This is a genomic window from Amycolatopsis sp. NPDC050768 (assembly GCF_040654155.1).
Classification (GTDB): Bacteria; Actinomycetota; Actinomycetes; order Mycobacteriales; family Pseudonocardiaceae; genus Amycolatopsis.
On sequence record NZ_JBFAHL010000003.1, the window covers coordinates 427605 to 442182 of the forward strand.

Consider the following 14578-nt stretch of genomic DNA (forward strand, 5'->3'; position numbering starts at 1 on the left):
GACGGACACCATGGCACGCCCGCTTCTGGCACTGGGTGGCGTAGTTCTGATCGGCGTGGGAGTGGCCATCGCGCTCGGCTGGGGGCTGGGCAGCACGGTGGAGCGCAGCGCGACGGTCTCGCAGCAGATCCGCGGCGTGAAGCTCGACGCGGACTCCGGCGACATCCGGATCCGCACCGGTTCCGGCCCGATCTCTGTGCACCAGAAGCTGCACTACAACTTCCGCGGCGAGCCGGGTGACGCCTTCCGGGTGGAGGGCGACCAGCTCGTGCTCGGCGACTGCGGCCGCAACTGCACCGCCGACTTCGACGTCGTCGTGCCGGCCGGGCTGCCCGTCATGGGCAAGGCGGATTCGGGCGAGGTGGATCTCACAGGCGTCGCGAGCGTCGACGTCACCGCCGACTCCGGGAGCGCGCACGTGGCGGACGTCGCGGGGCTGGTGAACCTGCGGCTCGACAGCGGTTCGATCGACCTGCAGAACGTCGGGCCGGTGCAGCTGCACAGCGACTCCGGCCACGTGAAGGCCGAGGGGGTGCGCGGCCCGGTCGACGTCTCCGCCGACAGCGGCAGCGTCGAGCTGGCCCTGGCCACGCCCAACGACGTGAAGGTGCACGCCGACTCCGGCAGCGTCGACGTGCGGGTGCCGGACGGGTCGTACAGGGTGATCGGGGACACCGACAGCGGGCACCGAACCGTGCAGATCCCCACGTCGAACAGCGCCGGCCAGACGAACACGCTCGACCTCAACACCTCCAGCGGCAGCGTCACCGTCAAGGCCGCCTGACACTTTCGGGGGAACATTCACATGCGCAAGATCGAGAACCGGGTCCTGGCGGCCGTGCTGGCCGGGGCGGTGGGGGCGTTCGTCGTGACGGCGAGCCTGGGCCTGGCGGCCAAGCCCGAGGCGACGACGCCGGTACCCACGCCCGTCGCGGTGGTCCAGGTGACGGCGCCGGCCGGTGACGTGCGGCTGGCGGAGACGGTGATCGTGCGGGACGAGGGGTCCCACCGCGCCGCGCGGCCGGTCGTCCCGGCTCGTCCGGCATGAAGCTGATCGCTGCCGCTGTCCTGCTCTTCCTGAGCAGATTTCCTTCCACCGCAACGGAATTCACCGCGTTGGTCGAGCACAACCGGGCCGTCGGCGAGACCTGCCTGGCGAAGACCGGGCCGTTGCTCGGACACGTCGACACGCTCAGCGCGGCCGAAGACGTGGACGCGATCCGCGTCGCGCTGGGCGAGCAGCGGATCTCGTGGCTCGGCGTCTCCTACGGCACCGAGCTCGGGGCCGCGTACGCCGCGGCGCATCCGGACCGCGTGCGTGCGATGGTGCTGGACGGCGCGATCGACCACGGCCGGCCGCCGCGGCAGTCGATCGTGGCGGAGGCCGCGGCGACGGAGGACTCGCTGGTGCGGTTCGCGTCGTGGTGCCGCACCTCGACGGAATGCGCCCTGCACGGTCAGGACGTGCTGGCCTACTACGACAACCTGGTCGCCCACGGCGCCTGGTCGAGCGGGCTCGGTCGCGTGGCCGACGGTGAGGAGCTGTCCTCTGGCGTCTACGGCTACCTCTACGTAAGAGACCAGTGGCCCGAGCTCGGCCGTGCGCTGGCCGCCGCGAGCGCGGACGCCGCCCAGCTGACCTCGGCCGCGCAGTTCTTCTCGCCGAGCTACGGCATGTACCGCGCCATCGGCTGCCAGGACTTCCCGTCGCTGTTCACCGGCATCGCGGACCTTCGCGCGACCGCCGCCGTGGTCAAGACGGTCGCCCCGCACAGCTGGCGCTACTCGGGGTGGTGGAACTTCGCGAGCGGGTGCGCGGGCTGGCCGCTGCCGGCGAGGAACCCGCCGCACCCCGATCGGGTGCACGGCACTCCGCCGATCCTCGTCGTCGGCGGCGCCCACGACCCGGCGACGCCGCTGGCGTGGGCCAGGGGGCTCGCGGCGGACGTCGACGGCTCCGGCCTGCTGAACTCCGCGTGCGCGCGAGCGGCGGAGACGAAGTACCTGGTGAGCGGCCTCACACCCCCTCTCGGCACGATCTGCCGGTGAGCCCGGGAACAAGAGCCACTACCCCTTCGTTAGCCTGATACGAAGGTTGAGTGCAGCTGACTCAAGTCTGGCTTGACGAAGCTCACGAAGGACCGATAGAACTTGCCAGGGGTCCGCTCAAGGCGGACCCGAAACGTGCAGGTCACGAACATAGCAGCAGAGCTGCCAACACAGGAGGAAGCACCATGGCGCGAGCGGTCGGCATCGACCTCGGCACGACCAACTCGGTCGTAGCCGTCCTTGAGGGCGGCGAGCCGACGGTCATCGCCAACTCGGAAGGCTCCCGGACCACCCCGTCCATCGTCGCGTTCGCCAAGAACGGTGAAGTGCTCACCGGTCAGTCGGCGAAGAACCAGGCCGTCACGAACGTCGACCGCACCATCCGGTCCGTCAAGCGGCACATCGGTACCGACTGGAACACCGAGATCGACGGCAAGAACTACACGCCGCAGGAGATCAGCGCGCGCGTGCTGATGAAGCTGAAGCGCGACGCCGAGTCGTACCTGGGCGAGGAGATCACCGACGCGGTGATCACCGTCCCGGCGTACTTCGAGGACGCCCAGCGGCAGGCCACCAAGGAGGCCGGGCAGATCGCCGGCCTGAACGTGCTCCGCATCGTCAACGAGCCGACCGCCGCCGCGCTGGCGTACGGCCTGGACAAGGGCGAGAAGGAACAGACCATCCTGGTCTTCGACCTCGGTGGCGGTACGTTCGACGTGTCGCTGCTGGAGATCGGCGAGGGTGTCGTCGAGGTGCGTGCGACTTCCGGTGACAACCACCTCGGTGGTGACGACTGGGACGAGCGCATCGTCAAGTGGCTGGTCGACAAGTTCAAGGCCTCCAACGGCATCGACCTGACCAAGGACAAGATGGCCCTGCAGCGCATCCGCGAGGCGGCCGAGAAGGCGAAGATCGAGCTGTCGAGCTCCAACTCCGCCGGCATCAACCTGCCCTACATCACGGTCGACGCCGACAAGAACCCGCTGTTCCTCGACGAGCAGCTCTCGCGCGCCGAGTTCCAGAAGATCACCGTGGACCTGCTCGAGCGCACCCGCAACCCGTTCAACAACGTGATCCGCGACGCCGGCATCGCCGTCGGCGACATCGACCACGTCGTGCTCGTGGGTGGTTCCACCCGCATGCCGGCCGTGTCGGACCTGGTCAAGGAGCTGACCGGCGGGCGCGAGCCGAACAAGGGCGTGAACCCGGACGAGGTCGTGGCCGTGGGTGCCGCGCTGCAGGCCGGTGTCCTCAAGGGTGAGGTCAAGGACGTCCTGCTGCTGGACGTGACCCCGCTTTCGCTGGGCATCGAGACCAAGGGTGGCGTGTTCACCAAGCTCATCGAGCGCAACACCACGATCCCGACCAAGCGTTCGGAGATCTTCTCCACCGCGGACGACAACCAGCCGTCGGTGCAGATCCAGGTGTTCCAGGGTGAGCGCGAGATCGCGGCGCACAACAAGAAGCTCGGCATGTTCGAGCTGACCGGTCTCCCGCCGGCCCCGCGTGGCGTGCCGCAGATCGAGGTCACCTTCGACATCGACGCCAACGGCATCGTGCACGTGACCGCGAAGGACCTGGGCACGAACAAGGAACAGTCGATGACGATCACCGGTGGCTCCGCGCTGCCGAAGGACGACATCGACCGCATGGTCAAGGACGCCGAGGCCCACGCCGAGGAAGACAAGAAGCGCCGCGAGGAAGCGGAGACCCGCAACCAGGCGGAGACTCTCGTCTACCAGACCGAGAAGTTCGTCAAGGACAACGAGGACAAGCTGCCCGAGGACCTCAAGGGCAAGGTCAAGACCGCCATCGACGAGGCCAACGAGGCGCTCAAGGGCACCGACTCGGCCAAGATCCGCGAGTCCATCGAGAAGCTGAACACGGCTTCGCAGGAGCTGGGCACCGCGCTCTACGCCAACCAGGGTGCCAACCCCGGTGCCGACGGTGCCGCTCCGGGTGCCGACGCCGGTTCCGCCGGTGGGGCGCAGGACAAGGCCGATGACGTGGTCGACGCCGAGATCGTGGAAGAGGACGAGAAGAAGTGACCCCACGACACTCCGAAGCCGAGGGCCGGGGCCCCGAGGAACCGGTGGTCGTGCGTGACCGGCGGCGGGTCGACCCGCAGACCGGTGAGGTTCGTCCTCCTGCCCCGGAAGAAGTTCAGGTCGACGAGGCGCCCGCGCACCACGCGGGCCCCTCGCTCGGCGACTCGGTGGACGACGCGGTCACGATCGCGTCCGACGTCGAGAAGCAGCTGGCCGAGCGCACGGCCGACCTGCAGCGCCTGCAGGCGGAGTACGCCAACTACCGCAAGCGCGTGGACCGCGACCGCGAGGCCGTGGTGCTGGGCGCCAAGGCCTCGGTGGTCGGCGAGCTGCTCCCGCTGCTCGACGACCTCGAGCGGGCGGAGCAGCACGGTGACCTCACCGGTGCGTTCAAGGCGGTCGGCGACAAGCTGGTGAGCGGCTTGCAGCGCGCCGGTCTCGAGTCGTTCGGCTCGGAGGGCGAGCCCTTCGACCCGAGCGTGCACGAGGCCGTGCAGCACAACACCTCGCCGGACGTGGCTGGTCCGACGGTCACCGTGGTCATGCGCCGCGGTTACCGCTTCGGCGACCGGGTCCTGCGGGCGGCGCTGGTCGGGGTCACCGACCACGAGCCGGCCGCGGCACCGGTCGACCCGCCCGTCGGCGGCGAGCTGCCGCTGGACGGGTCGATCGATGAGCCGAACCAGCAGTAACAACCGTTTCGTAGCGAAAGGAGGAGGCACCCGATGAGTGCTCGGGAGTGGATGGGCAAGGACTTCTACAAAGAGCTGGGTGTCTCCTCCGACGCCACTGCGGACGAGATCAAGAAGGCGTATCGCAAGCTGGCCAAGGAGAATCACCCGGACGCCAACGCGGGCAACACCACGGCCGAGAACAAGTTCAAGGCCGTGTCCGAGGCGTACGGCGTGCTGTCCGACGCGGCCAAGCGCAAGGAGTACGACGAGGCCCAGCGCCTCTTCGGCTCCGGTGGTTTCGGCGGGTTCCCGGGCGGCGCCGGCGGCACGGGCGGCTTCGACATGGGCGACATCTTCGGCCAGGCCGGCGCTGCCCAGCAGGGCGGTTTCGGCGGGCTCGGCGACATCCTGGGCGGCATCTTCGGCCGTCAGGGCCGGGCCGGCGGGGCCGCGTCGGCCAACCGGCCGCAGCGTGGCGCCGACGTCGAGACCGACGTGCGGATCGACTTCACCGAGGCGGTCAAGGGCGCGACCCTGCCGCTGCGGCTGTCGAGCCCTGCGACGTGCTCAACGTGTGGCGGCAACGGCGCGAAGCCGGGCACCTCGCCGCGCCAGTGCCCGACGTGTGGCGGTTCGGGTCTCGTCAGCCGCAGCCAGGGTGCGTTCGCGTTCTCCGAGCCGTGCCGCGACTGCCGCGGCCGCGGCCAGATCATCGACGACCCGTGCCCGGAGTGCGGCGGCGAGGGCATCAGCACCCGCACCCGCACGCTGACCGTGCGCATCCCGCCGGGCGTCGACGACGACCAGCGGATCCGGTTGGCGAGCCAGGGCGAGCCCGGCCGTGGTGGCGCGCAGGCCGGTGACCTGTACGTGCGCGTGCACGTGGCACCGCACAGGCTGTTCGGGCGCAAGGACCTCGACCTGACCCTGACCGTGCCGGTCGACTTCACCGAGCTCGCGCTGGGCACCACGATCACGGTGCCGACGCTCGAGGGCAAGGTGTCACTGAAGGTGCCCGCGGGTACCGCGAGTGGCCGAGTGTTGCGCGTACGCGGAAAGGGCATTCAGAAGCGGGACGGTTCGCAGGGTGATCTGCTCGTGACCCTGCAGGCGTCGGTCCCCGCCAAACTGGACGACAAGGCGCGCGAGGCCCTCGAGGCCTACGCGGAGGCGATGAAGGGCCACGACCCGCGGCCTGAGGTGACCGAGATGCTCGAAGGCAGGTGAGGGTGATGTTCGGCGGAATCCCGGGACTCCCGCACGGCGCGGACGAGGACACCCCCGTGTTCGTGATCTCCGTGGCAGCCCAGCTCTCGGGCCTCCACGCGCAAACCCTGCGCTCCTACGACCGCCAGGGCCTGGTCTCCCCGGGCCGCACCTCCGGCGGCGGCCGGCGCTACTCCATGCGCGATATCGCCCTGCTGCGCGAGGTCCAGCGCCTCTCGCAGGAGGACGGCGTCAACCTGGCGGGCGTCAAGCGGATCATCGAGCTGGAAAACCAGGTCGACGCCCTGCGGGCGCGGGTGCACGAGCTGACCGAGGAGCTGGCGTCCGCGTACGCCGCCGCCGAACAAGCCGCCGCGGCGGTACACGCTTCGTACCGGAAGGACCTGGTGCCGATGCGGCAGCAGACGTCTTTGGTGGTGTGGAAGCCGAAGCGCCGCTGAGGTTTTGGGACAGCCCCTTCGTCACCGGGTCGGTGGTGGAGGGGCTGTTTCGCGTTCTGGCTCGGGTGGCCTTTCGTGCGGGTGGCCGCGGTGGGAGCAGTCCTCTCGTTCCGGTCCGCGGCTGGTCCCTTCGCACGCCGTCTGCGGCGCGAGTGGCCCCTCGCCACGGGGTGCGGATGCGAGTGGACCGTTGGCGCCCGTCAAACGTGCGCGAGTGGACCGTTCGCACCGAGTGCGTGGGCGTGGGCGCGAGGGGACCTTTTGTGCAGCAACGAAACCAGGCGGCGTCAGGCGTCCGAAGGCGGCTTCAGGTGCTCCCCGAAGAACGTCATCACGCGCTGCCAAGCGTCGCGGTCCGAAGGTTCGTGGTACCCGAACCCCACCACCTTCGCGAAGGCCGCCACGGGCGCCGGGCCCATCTTGTTCGCGAAGCTGTGCCCCGCGTCGGGGTATTCCTTCACGTCGTGGGGCACGTTGCGTTCCGTCAGGGCCGTGGAGAGCTTCGCGGCGGCACCACGCAGCGAGGGGTCTCGGCGGCCGAAGCTCGCCACCACCGGGCAAGCATCGTCCAAAACGGACAAATCCTTCGGCAGCTGGCCGTAGTACGGCGCCGAAACGTCGAACGACCGCGAAGCCGCCACCAGCGCGAAGCCGCCGCCCAGGCAATAGCCGGCGATGCCGACCTTTCCGGAGCAGTCCTCCCGCGAAGACACCAGCACGCGCGCTGCCTCGATGTCGTCGAAGGCGCGGCCGTTACGCGCGAACATGTCCTTGAAGACCTGCCGCACGCAGCGGAACATGCCGCCGCGCGAATACAGGTTCGGACTGAGCGCCAGGTACCCCGCCGCGGCGAAGCGGTCGGTGATGTTGCGCGCGTCCTTGGTCAGGCCGATGGCGTCGTGGATGATCACGACGGCCGGGAAGGGGCCGGGGCCGGCCGGCGTTGCCAGGTAGCCGTCGATGTCGCCGGCCGGGGTGGGGATCGTGATCTCCATGGACCAGCACATTAGTCCAAAGTGAACGGGTCATACCGGATTCGCTCGAGGTCCACTCCTGCGGCCAGCAGTTTCGCGATCGTGCCGCGGATCATGTCCGGCGAGCCCGCCACCAGCACCTCGCGGTCCTTCCAGGCGCCACGCTGCGTCACCGCCGTGGCCAGCGTTCCTCGGTCGCCGCCGGGGACGGCGCCCTGTTCGGTGACGGGGGTGACGGTGAGCCACGGCGACGTGACGGCCAGGCGGCGCAGCTCGTCGAGCGCGTACAGCTCACCCGGCTTGCGGCCGCCGAAGAACAGGTGGACGGGCGGGTTGCGCTTCCAGCGGGACAAGTCGTCGAGGATCGCCATCAGCGGCGCGACGCCGGTGCCGCCCGCGATCATCAGCAGCGGCCGCTGTTCGGCGGTCGGCACGACGGACAGCGCACCCAGCGAAGGTCCCAGCCGCCAGACGTCGCCGGCGTGCGTGTGGTTCACGATCGCCCGCGAGACCCACCCGCCGGCGACCGCGCGCACGTGGAAGGTGAGCAGGCCGTCGTCGCGCGGCGCCGTCGCCATGGACAGGTACCGCCACAGCCGCGGCCGCTGCGGCACCTCGACGCTCACGTAGCCGCCGGAGCGATACGGCAGCAGCTGCTCCGTACGCACCCGCACCAGGGCGACGTCAGCCGAGAGTTTCCGGTGCTCCAGCACCGTTCCGCTCCACGACGCGGGCCCCGTCTCCTGCGCCGCGGCTTTGCGCATCGTCTCGGAGATCAACTGGTACGCCGACGTCCACGCCGTTTCCACCTCGGGCGTCCACGATTTGCCGAGAAATCGTTTCATCGCGCTGATCAACGCGGTTCCGACGGCGTCGTAGTGACGCGTCACCACGTCGAACTTCCGGTGGTCGCGGCCCAGTTGACCGAGGAACGTGGTGAGTTCGTCAGGTCTGTCCACCATCTGCACCACGTACACGAGCGCCCGCAACAATCTGCTCCGCTGTGTGGTCATCGTCACCGGGAACAGATCACGGGCATCCGGTGCGATCACGAACAGCGCCCCGTAGAAGTACTGCGCCAGCTCCTCGGCTTTCGGCTCCACCAGTGCGAAACTCTCGCGGATCACCCGCGCCGTCTCGGAACCGGGCAGCGGTCTGCGCACCGCGGCGCGAGCAAGGTCGATCTTCACGGATTCAGCACTCATCGGGAACGGTTTTCTCCAGTCATGCCAAGCAGTTTCAGTCTTCACGCGGCTTTGCGTACGCGTGCCGCCCCCGAGGAATCCCGACTGTAGGCGCCACTGGAGAAAAACGGGTGTAGTTAACGCCGTTCCCGCTCGAACGGAGCAATTATCGACACTGCTGGTAAACCCCGTCTGGCGCTCTGTGAAAATGATCTTCCGCGGTTTCCCTTGGCAGAGAACGCTTTTCGTGGGCCGATAACCGCCCACCGCGGATCAGTCGATGGTGAACGGGTCGTATTGGATCTGGCCCAGCACGCTGCCGGCGACCAACATGCGGGAAACCGTCGCGCGAATCATCGAGGGAGAACCCGACACGAGGATGTCGTGGTCGGGCCAAGCTCCGTACCGCGTAACCGCTTCCGCCAAGGTCCCCTGCTCGCAACCGGGCAGGTGGTCGCCGCGTTCGACGACCGGAACCACGGTCAGCCACGGGTTCGTGGACGACAGCGCGCGCAGCTCCTCGAGGTCGTAGAGGTCCTCTCGCGCCGGCCCGCCGTAGAACAGCCGCGTCTTGGGGTTCTCGCCCCACATCGCCAGGTGGTCGAGGATCGAGCGCAGCGGCGCGACACCGGTTCCGCCCGCGACCATCACGACGCCGCGGGACCGTTCACGGTCCACGGCCATGCGACCCAGCGGCGGGCCGAGCCGCCAGACGTCCCCGGGCTGCGTGTGGCTGACGATCGCGCGCGAGACCCAGCCACCGTCGACGGCGCGCACGTGGAACTCGATGCCGCCGTCCTCACGCGGTGCGTTGGCCGGCGAGAGGTAGCGCCACAGCCGGGGCCGTTGCGGCACCTCCACGCTCATGTACTGCCCCGGCAGGTACGGCACGGGCTGCTCGGGCAGCAGCCGCACCAGCGCCAGGTCCCACGTCAGCCGCCGGTGCTCGACCACGGTCGCGTGCCACGACGCCGGGTTCACGTCGGCGGCCGCGGCCTCCTGCATCGCGCGCGCGACGATCGTGAACGCCTCGGCCCACGCCCGCTCCACCGGCGCGGTCCACTGCGGTCCGAGGTGGTTCTTCAGCGCGGCCAGCAACGCCGTGCCCACGGCCTCGTAGTGCCGCGGGATCACGCCGAACTTGCGGTGGTCGCGCCCGAGCTGGCGCAGAAACGGCACGAGGTCGTCGGGCCGGTCCACCATCTGCACGATGTGCACCAGCGCGCGCACGAGCCGCCCGCGCTGCACCTCCATGTTGATGGGGAAGAAGTCGCGCGTGACCGGGGCGAGCGTGAACAGCATCCCGTAGAAGAACTGCGAGATCTCCGGGATGAAGGGCTCGGACATCGCCCAGGTGTCACGGATCAGCCGCACCATCGCGGCCACGGCGGCAGGCGTCTCGCGGGGCGCCGCCGAGCGGGGGATCGGGCTGATCGAATCGGCTGTCATCGAGTGTCGTTCGCAGGTCGGGGGCGGTTCGGGGACTCGGGCGGAGCGATCACGGGCGAGTGGCGGGCCGGTGGATCCACTCCGGCTCGGGCCGGCCTCTGCGGTCGGTGCCGAGGGAATTCACCACTGTCCCACCTCGTTCCCCTCAATAGTCTTCAGGACGTTGTCGTTGCGTCCCCTGACTGCGGCTCGTCCGCAGAGTAGCCGCCCTGCGGCCCTTTGCCAGCAACGTTGCTCCGGTCGGGTTACCGGCGGGTTGACGGGCGTGGGGCAAGTCACCGGATAGATAGTTGCCCTACGCAACCATCAGTCATAAACTTGTATGGCACAACCAAGTGGGCGCTCGAACAGTGTCCGGCCCGGGAGGAAAGCCCATGAGCTCTGCCGACGACGTCAGGGTCGAACTGATGCGCGAGCTCCGGTCCGCTTCACAGCTGCAGCACCTGTGGATCATGCAGGCCTGGGAAGCCGAACCCGGCCTCCACCCGGCCGCCGGGATGCTGCTGTCGGACCTCGCGAAGCACGGTGAAGCCCGGCCCTCCGAGCTGGCCAAGCGCAAGCTCGTGGACCTCTCGGTGGTCAGCCGCCAGATTTCGCAGCTGCAGGCCGCGGGCCTGGTCGACCGCCGCCCCGCCCCGGAGGACGGGCGCGCGTCGCTGATCAGCATCTCCGAGAAGGGGCTCGCCGAGGTCGAGAAGTGGCGGCTTCGCTACATCGCGTTCTTCGAGAAGGCCCTCGGCGGTTGGGACGAAGAGCGGATCGCCGACCTGACGACCCGGCTCGCGGAATTGAACAACGGTCTTCGCGCCGTGCTCGGGCCCCCCGAGTGCGCCGTGGACCAGGCGGAAGTCGGGAAGTGACGAACGAAGTTGAGTACCAACCTCGCCGGTGAGCAGATGAGCCACCGGCAGATCATGAAGGCCTTCTCGGGCCTGCTGCTCGCTCTGCTGGTGGCAATCCTGTCGTCGACGATCGTGTCCAACGCGCTGCCGACCATCCTCGCCGACCTGCACGGTTCCCAGAGCCAGTACACGTGGGTGGTCACCGCGACGTTGCTGACGTCGACCGCGACCACCCCGATCTGGGGCAAGCTGTCCGACCTGTTCAGCAAGAAGTTGCTGTACCAGCTGGCGATCGTGATCTTCACGATCGGCTCGGCGCTTGGCGGCATCTCGCAGTCGATGCCGGAACTGATCGCGTTCCGCGCGCTGCAGGGCGTGGGCCTCGGTGGCCTCCAGGCCCTGATCCAGGTCGTGATCGCCGCGATGATCGCCCCGCGCGAACGCGGCCGCTACTCGGGCTACACGGGCGCGGTCTTCGCTGTCGCCACTGCCGCCGGGCCGCTGATCGGCGGCCTGATCGTGGACTCGCCGCTCGGCTGGCGCTGGTGCTTCTGGGTTTGCGTGCCCATCGCCGTGATCGCGTTCGTGGTCCTCGGCCGCACGCTGCACCTGCCCGTGCTCAAGCGCAAGGTGCGCATCGACTGGCTGGGCGCGACCCTGCTCGTCGGTGGCGTGGCCCTGGTGCTGATCTGGGTTTCCCTGGCCGGCTCGACCTTCGCGTGGGCTTCGTGGACGAGCGTGGCGTACGTCGGCGGCGCTGCCGTGGCGCTCGCGCTGGCGGTGCTCGTGGAATCGCGCGCCGCCGAGCCGGTGGTGCCGCTGCGCCTGTTCCGCAACCGCACCTTCACGCTTTCGGTGCTCGGCTCGCTGGCCGTGGGCACCGCGCTGTTCGGCGGTTCGGTCTTCCTCGGGCAGTACTACCAGATCTCGCGCGGCTTCTCGCCGACGCACGCGGGCCTGATGACGCTGCCACTCGTGCTCGGCCTGGCCGTCGCGTCGACGACCGCCGGACAGGTCATCTCGCGCACGGGCCGCACGAAGCCGTTCATGATTGCCGGCGGGATCTTGCTGCCGGCCGGGCTCTTCCTGCTCAGCACGGTGGATCACACGACGAACCTGACGCTGATGGGCGGGTACCTCGCCATGGTCGGCATCGGGCTCGGGTTCCTCCTGCAGAACCTGGTGCTCGTCGTGCAGAACACCGTGGCCATGAAGGACATGGGTTCCTCGTCGTCGGTGGTCACGTTCTTCCGCTCGCTCGGCGGCGCCGCCGGCGTTTCGGCGCTCGGCGCGGTGCTCTCGACGAAGGTCGCTTCGAACATCACGTCGTCGCTGACCAGCCTCGGCCTCCCGGCCGGCGACGCGGTGCACGGCGGTGGCGGCACGTTCGACATCGACGGCCTGCCCGCCGCGCTTCAGCCGATCGTCCGCGCGGCGTTCGGCGACGCGACCGGCACGGTGTTCCTGTTCGCCGGCTTCATCGCCGTGGTGACGCTGCTGGCGGTGGTTTTCATGAAGGAGGTCCCCTTGCGCCGGACTCTCGACGCCGACACCACTCCGGTCGTGGCGCCCTCGGCCTCGGCCCAGGCCGACGTGACGACGGCCCTGCGCGGCCGCGTCCTCGACGCCGACGGCCGCCCCGTCTCGGGTGTCGTGCTCACGCTCACGGACGCGTCGGGCCGCCAGGTCGACGTCGGCCGCAGCGCCCGCAACGGCGAGTTCGCCCTGGCGGCGGGCTCGACCGGCGAGTACGTGCTGCTCGCGACGGCCGGCTCGCTCCCGCCGGCCGTGTCCACGGTGCGCCTCACCGGCACACCGGCATGGCACGACCTGCTCCTCGGCGGCACGGGCGGCGTGACCGGCCGCGTCCGCACGGCCGGGCGCCACGCCGCGGTCTCCGGCGCGGCCCTGACGCTCACCGACAGCGGCGGCACGGTCGTCGGCTCCGGCCTGAGCGGCAGCGCCGGCGCGTACGACCTCGACGGCGTGCCGGCGGGCGCGTACACGCTGACGGTCACCGCGTACGGCCACGCGCCACACGCCGAGCCGCTCGCGGTGAACCTCGGCACCCCGGCCCACCACGACGTGGTGCTGGAGACCGAGCCGGAGTTCGCGCGTCACAGTGGCACGTTGAACCTCGGCTGACTCTCGGCTCCGCTGGGAGAAACGCTTGAGCCCCGGCCCCCTACGCCGGGGCCCAAGCGTTTGCAGGCGGGAGTGGCTCAGGCGTCGGGCGTGGTCTGCGTGCAGTTCCCATGCCCGGCAAGCTGGTTCGACCACGCCGGGACCCCTCCCCGGTCAACCGGACGGACGCCGTCCGCCGCTTCCGGGTAAGCCCGCTCTACCGCCAGTGGCATTCGGCGGCTCGCGAAGTCTCCTTCCGGCCCTGACCTCGGGTCCTGCCCCGGCGGTAGCGTCCAGGACGTGACGCGGAGCCGGGTCGCGTTGTTGTGCGCGCTGGGGATCGACAACTTCGGCTCTGGCCTGTTCCTGCCACTGGCGCTGGTCTACGTGACGCGCGTGGTCGGCGTCCCGCTCGCGTTGGCGGGCACGGCCGTGACGCTCGGGACGGTGGCGGGACTCGTCGTGCCGCCGCTCGCGGGCCGGCTCGTGGACCGCACGGGGCCACGCGCGGTGATCGTCGGCGCGCAGCTGCTGCAGGCGGCGGGGGCGGCGGCGTACCTGATCGCCGACGGCGTCACCGCGGTCGTCGTGGCGGCGGTCCTGCTGGCCGCCGGACAGCAGCTCTTCTACAGCTCGCTCTACGCGCTGATCGCCGACGTCGCCGGTGACGTGCCGAAGGACCGGCCGTTCGCCGAGGTCGGCATGGTGCGGGCGGGCGGTTTCGGGCTCGGCGCGCTGACGTCGTCGGGAATCCTGATGTGGATCGGCGACGGCGGGTACAGCGTGGCGCTGGCGGTGGACGTCGTGACGTTCGTGGTGGCCGCCGTGCTCATCGCGGGGGTTGTGCGGCCGCAGCGGCGAAGCACGTCGTACCCGAAGACGCGTAGCGGAGTGCTGCGCAACCGGCCGTACCTGGCGTTGATCCTGTTCAGCGGAATGTTCGGGCTGTCGCTGGACTTCTTCCTGATCGGCACGCCGGTGTTCGTGCTCGACCTGCTCCACGGCCCGCGCTGGCTGCCGGGCGCGATCCTGTTCCTGCTCACGGTGGTCACCAGCGTCGGCGGCACCGTCGCGCTGCGGCTCACGCGCCGGCTCAACCGCGTCGCGGCGATGCGCGGCGGCTCGGCACTATTCGCCGCGTGGTGCGTGGTCAGCCTTGGCGCGCTGGTCGTGCCGCGCAGCTGGCAGGTGGTGTACTTGCTGGCCGCGACGCTCGTCTACGCCGCGGGCGACCTGGTCTTCGGGCCGCGCTCGGGCGCGCTCGCCGAGGCCGCGGCCCCGCCGGAAGCGAAGGGCCGGTACCTGGCAGCGTTCCAGTACGCGTTCACCGTCGCGCAGGTGCTGGCGCCGGCGGTGGTGGCACTGTTCTCCGTGTCGGCGTGGTTACCTTGGGTGCTGGTCGGCACTTGCGCTTGCCTCGCCGTCGCGGGCCTGGGCAGGCTGGGACCGAGGCTTCCGGCGGACGCGGTGACGCCGGTTCAGAGTTGAGCGGAACAGACTCAAGTTTTCTGACGTTGTACAAGTCGATGGTCCTTGGTCAGGGCTGTCACCTGGACTTTTCACAGAG

At 69.7% G+C, this 14578-nt stretch carries 13 protein-coding genes; 10 read left to right on the forward strand and 3 right to left on the reverse strand.

The genetic code is table 11. From position 1 onward, the window contains the following. Window positions 1-10 precede the first annotated feature (10 nt). The 7 genes from AB0H62_RS12150 (at window position 11) to AB0H62_RS12180 (ending at window position 6438) form a co-directional block, all read left to right on the forward strand. On the forward strand, window positions 11-784 hold the full coding sequence (locus tag AB0H62_RS12150) for a DUF4097 family beta strand repeat-containing protein (RefSeq protein ID WP_220245232.1): 774 nt from the start codon (window positions 11-13) through the stop codon (window positions 782-784). Between the two features lie 21 nt (window positions 785-805). Beyond that, window positions 806-1048: a hypothetical protein gene (locus tag AB0H62_RS12155; RefSeq protein ID WP_220245233.1), complete on the forward strand. Its 243-nt coding sequence runs from the start codon at window positions 806-808 to the stop codon at window positions 1046-1048. Next, the gene (locus tag AB0H62_RS12160) at window positions 1045-2049 is read left to right on the forward strand and encodes an alpha/beta fold hydrolase (protein ID WP_220245234.1); all 1005 of its coding nucleotides are present in this window, start codon (window positions 1045-1047) and stop codon (window positions 2047-2049) included. The genes AB0H62_RS12155 and AB0H62_RS12160 overlap by 4 nt, the downstream gene beginning before the upstream one ends. A 185-nt stretch (window positions 2050-2234) precedes the next feature. After that, on the forward strand, window positions 2235-4097 hold the full coding sequence (gene dnaK, locus AB0H62_RS12165; protein ID WP_220245235.1) for a molecular chaperone DnaK: 1863 nt from the start codon (window positions 2235-2237) through the stop codon (window positions 4095-4097). Then, on the forward strand, window positions 4094-4789 hold the full coding sequence (grpE, locus tag AB0H62_RS12170) for a nucleotide exchange factor GrpE (protein ID WP_220245236.1): 696 nt from the start codon (window positions 4094-4096) through the stop codon (window positions 4787-4789). The genes dnaK and grpE overlap by 4 nt, the downstream gene beginning before the upstream one ends. 33 nt (window positions 4790-4822) lie before the next feature. Further along, entirely contained in the window at window positions 4823-5998 is a 1176-nt protein-coding gene (gene dnaJ / locus AB0H62_RS12175; protein ID WP_220245237.1) for a molecular chaperone DnaJ, read from the forward strand. Window positions 5999-6003: 5 nt separating this feature from the next. Continuing rightward, window positions 6004-6438, forward strand: coding sequence for a helix-turn-helix transcriptional regulator (locus AB0H62_RS12180; protein ID WP_220245238.1), 435 nt, complete (start codon window positions 6004-6006; stop codon window positions 6436-6438). Window positions 6439-6725: 287 nt separating this feature from the next. Here AB0H62_RS12180 and AB0H62_RS12185 read toward each other — a convergent pair whose 3' ends face one another. The 3 genes from AB0H62_RS12185 to AB0H62_RS12195 all read right to left on the reverse strand — a co-directional run bounded on the left by AB0H62_RS12185 (window position 6726) and on the right by AB0H62_RS12195 (window position 10045). Continuing rightward, complete coding sequence (locus AB0H62_RS12185; RefSeq protein WP_360585827.1) at window positions 6726-7433, reverse strand: dienelactone hydrolase family protein; 708 nt, start codon at window positions 7431-7433, stop codon at window positions 6726-6728. Between the two features lie 11 nt (window positions 7434-7444). Beyond that, window positions 7445-8617 (reverse strand): globin domain-containing protein, encoded by a 1173-nt coding sequence (locus AB0H62_RS12190; RefSeq protein ID WP_220245240.1) that lies wholly within the window; start codon window positions 8615-8617, stop codon window positions 7445-7447. Between the two features lie 252 nt (window positions 8618-8869). After that, the gene (locus tag AB0H62_RS12195) at window positions 8870-10045 is read right to left on the reverse strand and encodes a globin domain-containing protein (RefSeq protein WP_220245241.1); all 1176 of its coding nucleotides are present in this window, start codon (window positions 10043-10045) and stop codon (window positions 8870-8872) included. Window positions 10046-10419: 374 nt separating this feature from the next. Here AB0H62_RS12195 and AB0H62_RS12200 point away from each other — a divergent pair, with 374 nt between their 5' ends. From AB0H62_RS12200 to AB0H62_RS12210, 3 genes are all read left to right on the forward strand, one after another. After that, entirely contained in the window at window positions 10420-10905 is a 486-nt protein-coding gene (locus AB0H62_RS12200) for a MarR family winged helix-turn-helix transcriptional regulator (RefSeq protein WP_220245242.1), read from the forward strand. 36 nt (window positions 10906-10941) lie between these two features. Next, window positions 10942-13032, forward strand: a complete 2091-nt coding sequence (locus AB0H62_RS12205; protein ID WP_360586013.1) for an MFS transporter — start codon at window positions 10942-10944, stop codon at window positions 13030-13032. 279 nt (window positions 13033-13311) lie between these two features. Further along, window positions 13312-14499, forward strand: a complete 1188-nt coding sequence (locus AB0H62_RS12210) for an MFS transporter (RefSeq protein ID WP_360585831.1) — start codon at window positions 13312-13314, stop codon at window positions 14497-14499. Window positions 14500-14578: the final 79 nt, after the last annotated feature.

Coding starts and splice junctions, on each gene's coding strand:
- AB0H62_RS12150 (WP_220245232.1), top strand. CDS start 11: ATGGCACGCCCGCTTCTGGCACTGGGTGGCGTAGTTCTGATCGGCGTG.
- AB0H62_RS12155 (WP_220245233.1), top strand. CDS start 806: ATGCGCAAGATCGAGAACCGGGTCCTGGCGGCCGTGCTGGCCGGGGCG.
- AB0H62_RS12160 (WP_220245234.1), top strand. CDS start 1,045: ATGAAGCTGATCGCTGCCGCTGTCCTGCTCTTCCTGAGCAGATTTCCT.
- dnaK (WP_220245235.1), top strand. CDS start 2,235: ATGGCGCGAGCGGTCGGCATCGACCTCGGCACGACCAACTCGGTCGTA.
- dnaJ (WP_220245237.1), top strand. CDS start 4,823: ATGAGTGCTCGGGAGTGGATGGGCAAGGACTTCTACAAAGAGCTGGGT.
- AB0H62_RS12180 (WP_220245238.1), top strand. CDS start 6,004: ATGTTCGGCGGAATCCCGGGACTCCCGCACGGCGCGGACGAGGACACC.
- AB0H62_RS12185 (WP_360585827.1), bottom strand. CDS start 7,433: ATGGAGATCACGATCCCCACCCCGGCCGGCGACATCGACGGCTACCTG.
- AB0H62_RS12190 (WP_220245240.1), bottom strand. CDS start 8,617: ATGAGTGCTGAATCCGTGAAGATCGACCTTGCTCGCGCCGCGGTGCGC.
- AB0H62_RS12195 (WP_220245241.1), bottom strand. CDS start 10,045: ATGACAGCCGATTCGATCAGCCCGATCCCCCGCTCGGCGGCGCCCCGC.
- AB0H62_RS12200 (WP_220245242.1), top strand. CDS start 10,420: ATGAGCTCTGCCGACGACGTCAGGGTCGAACTGATGCGCGAGCTCCGG.
- AB0H62_RS12205 (WP_360586013.1), top strand. CDS start 10,942: ATGAGCCACCGGCAGATCATGAAGGCCTTCTCGGGCCTGCTGCTCGCT.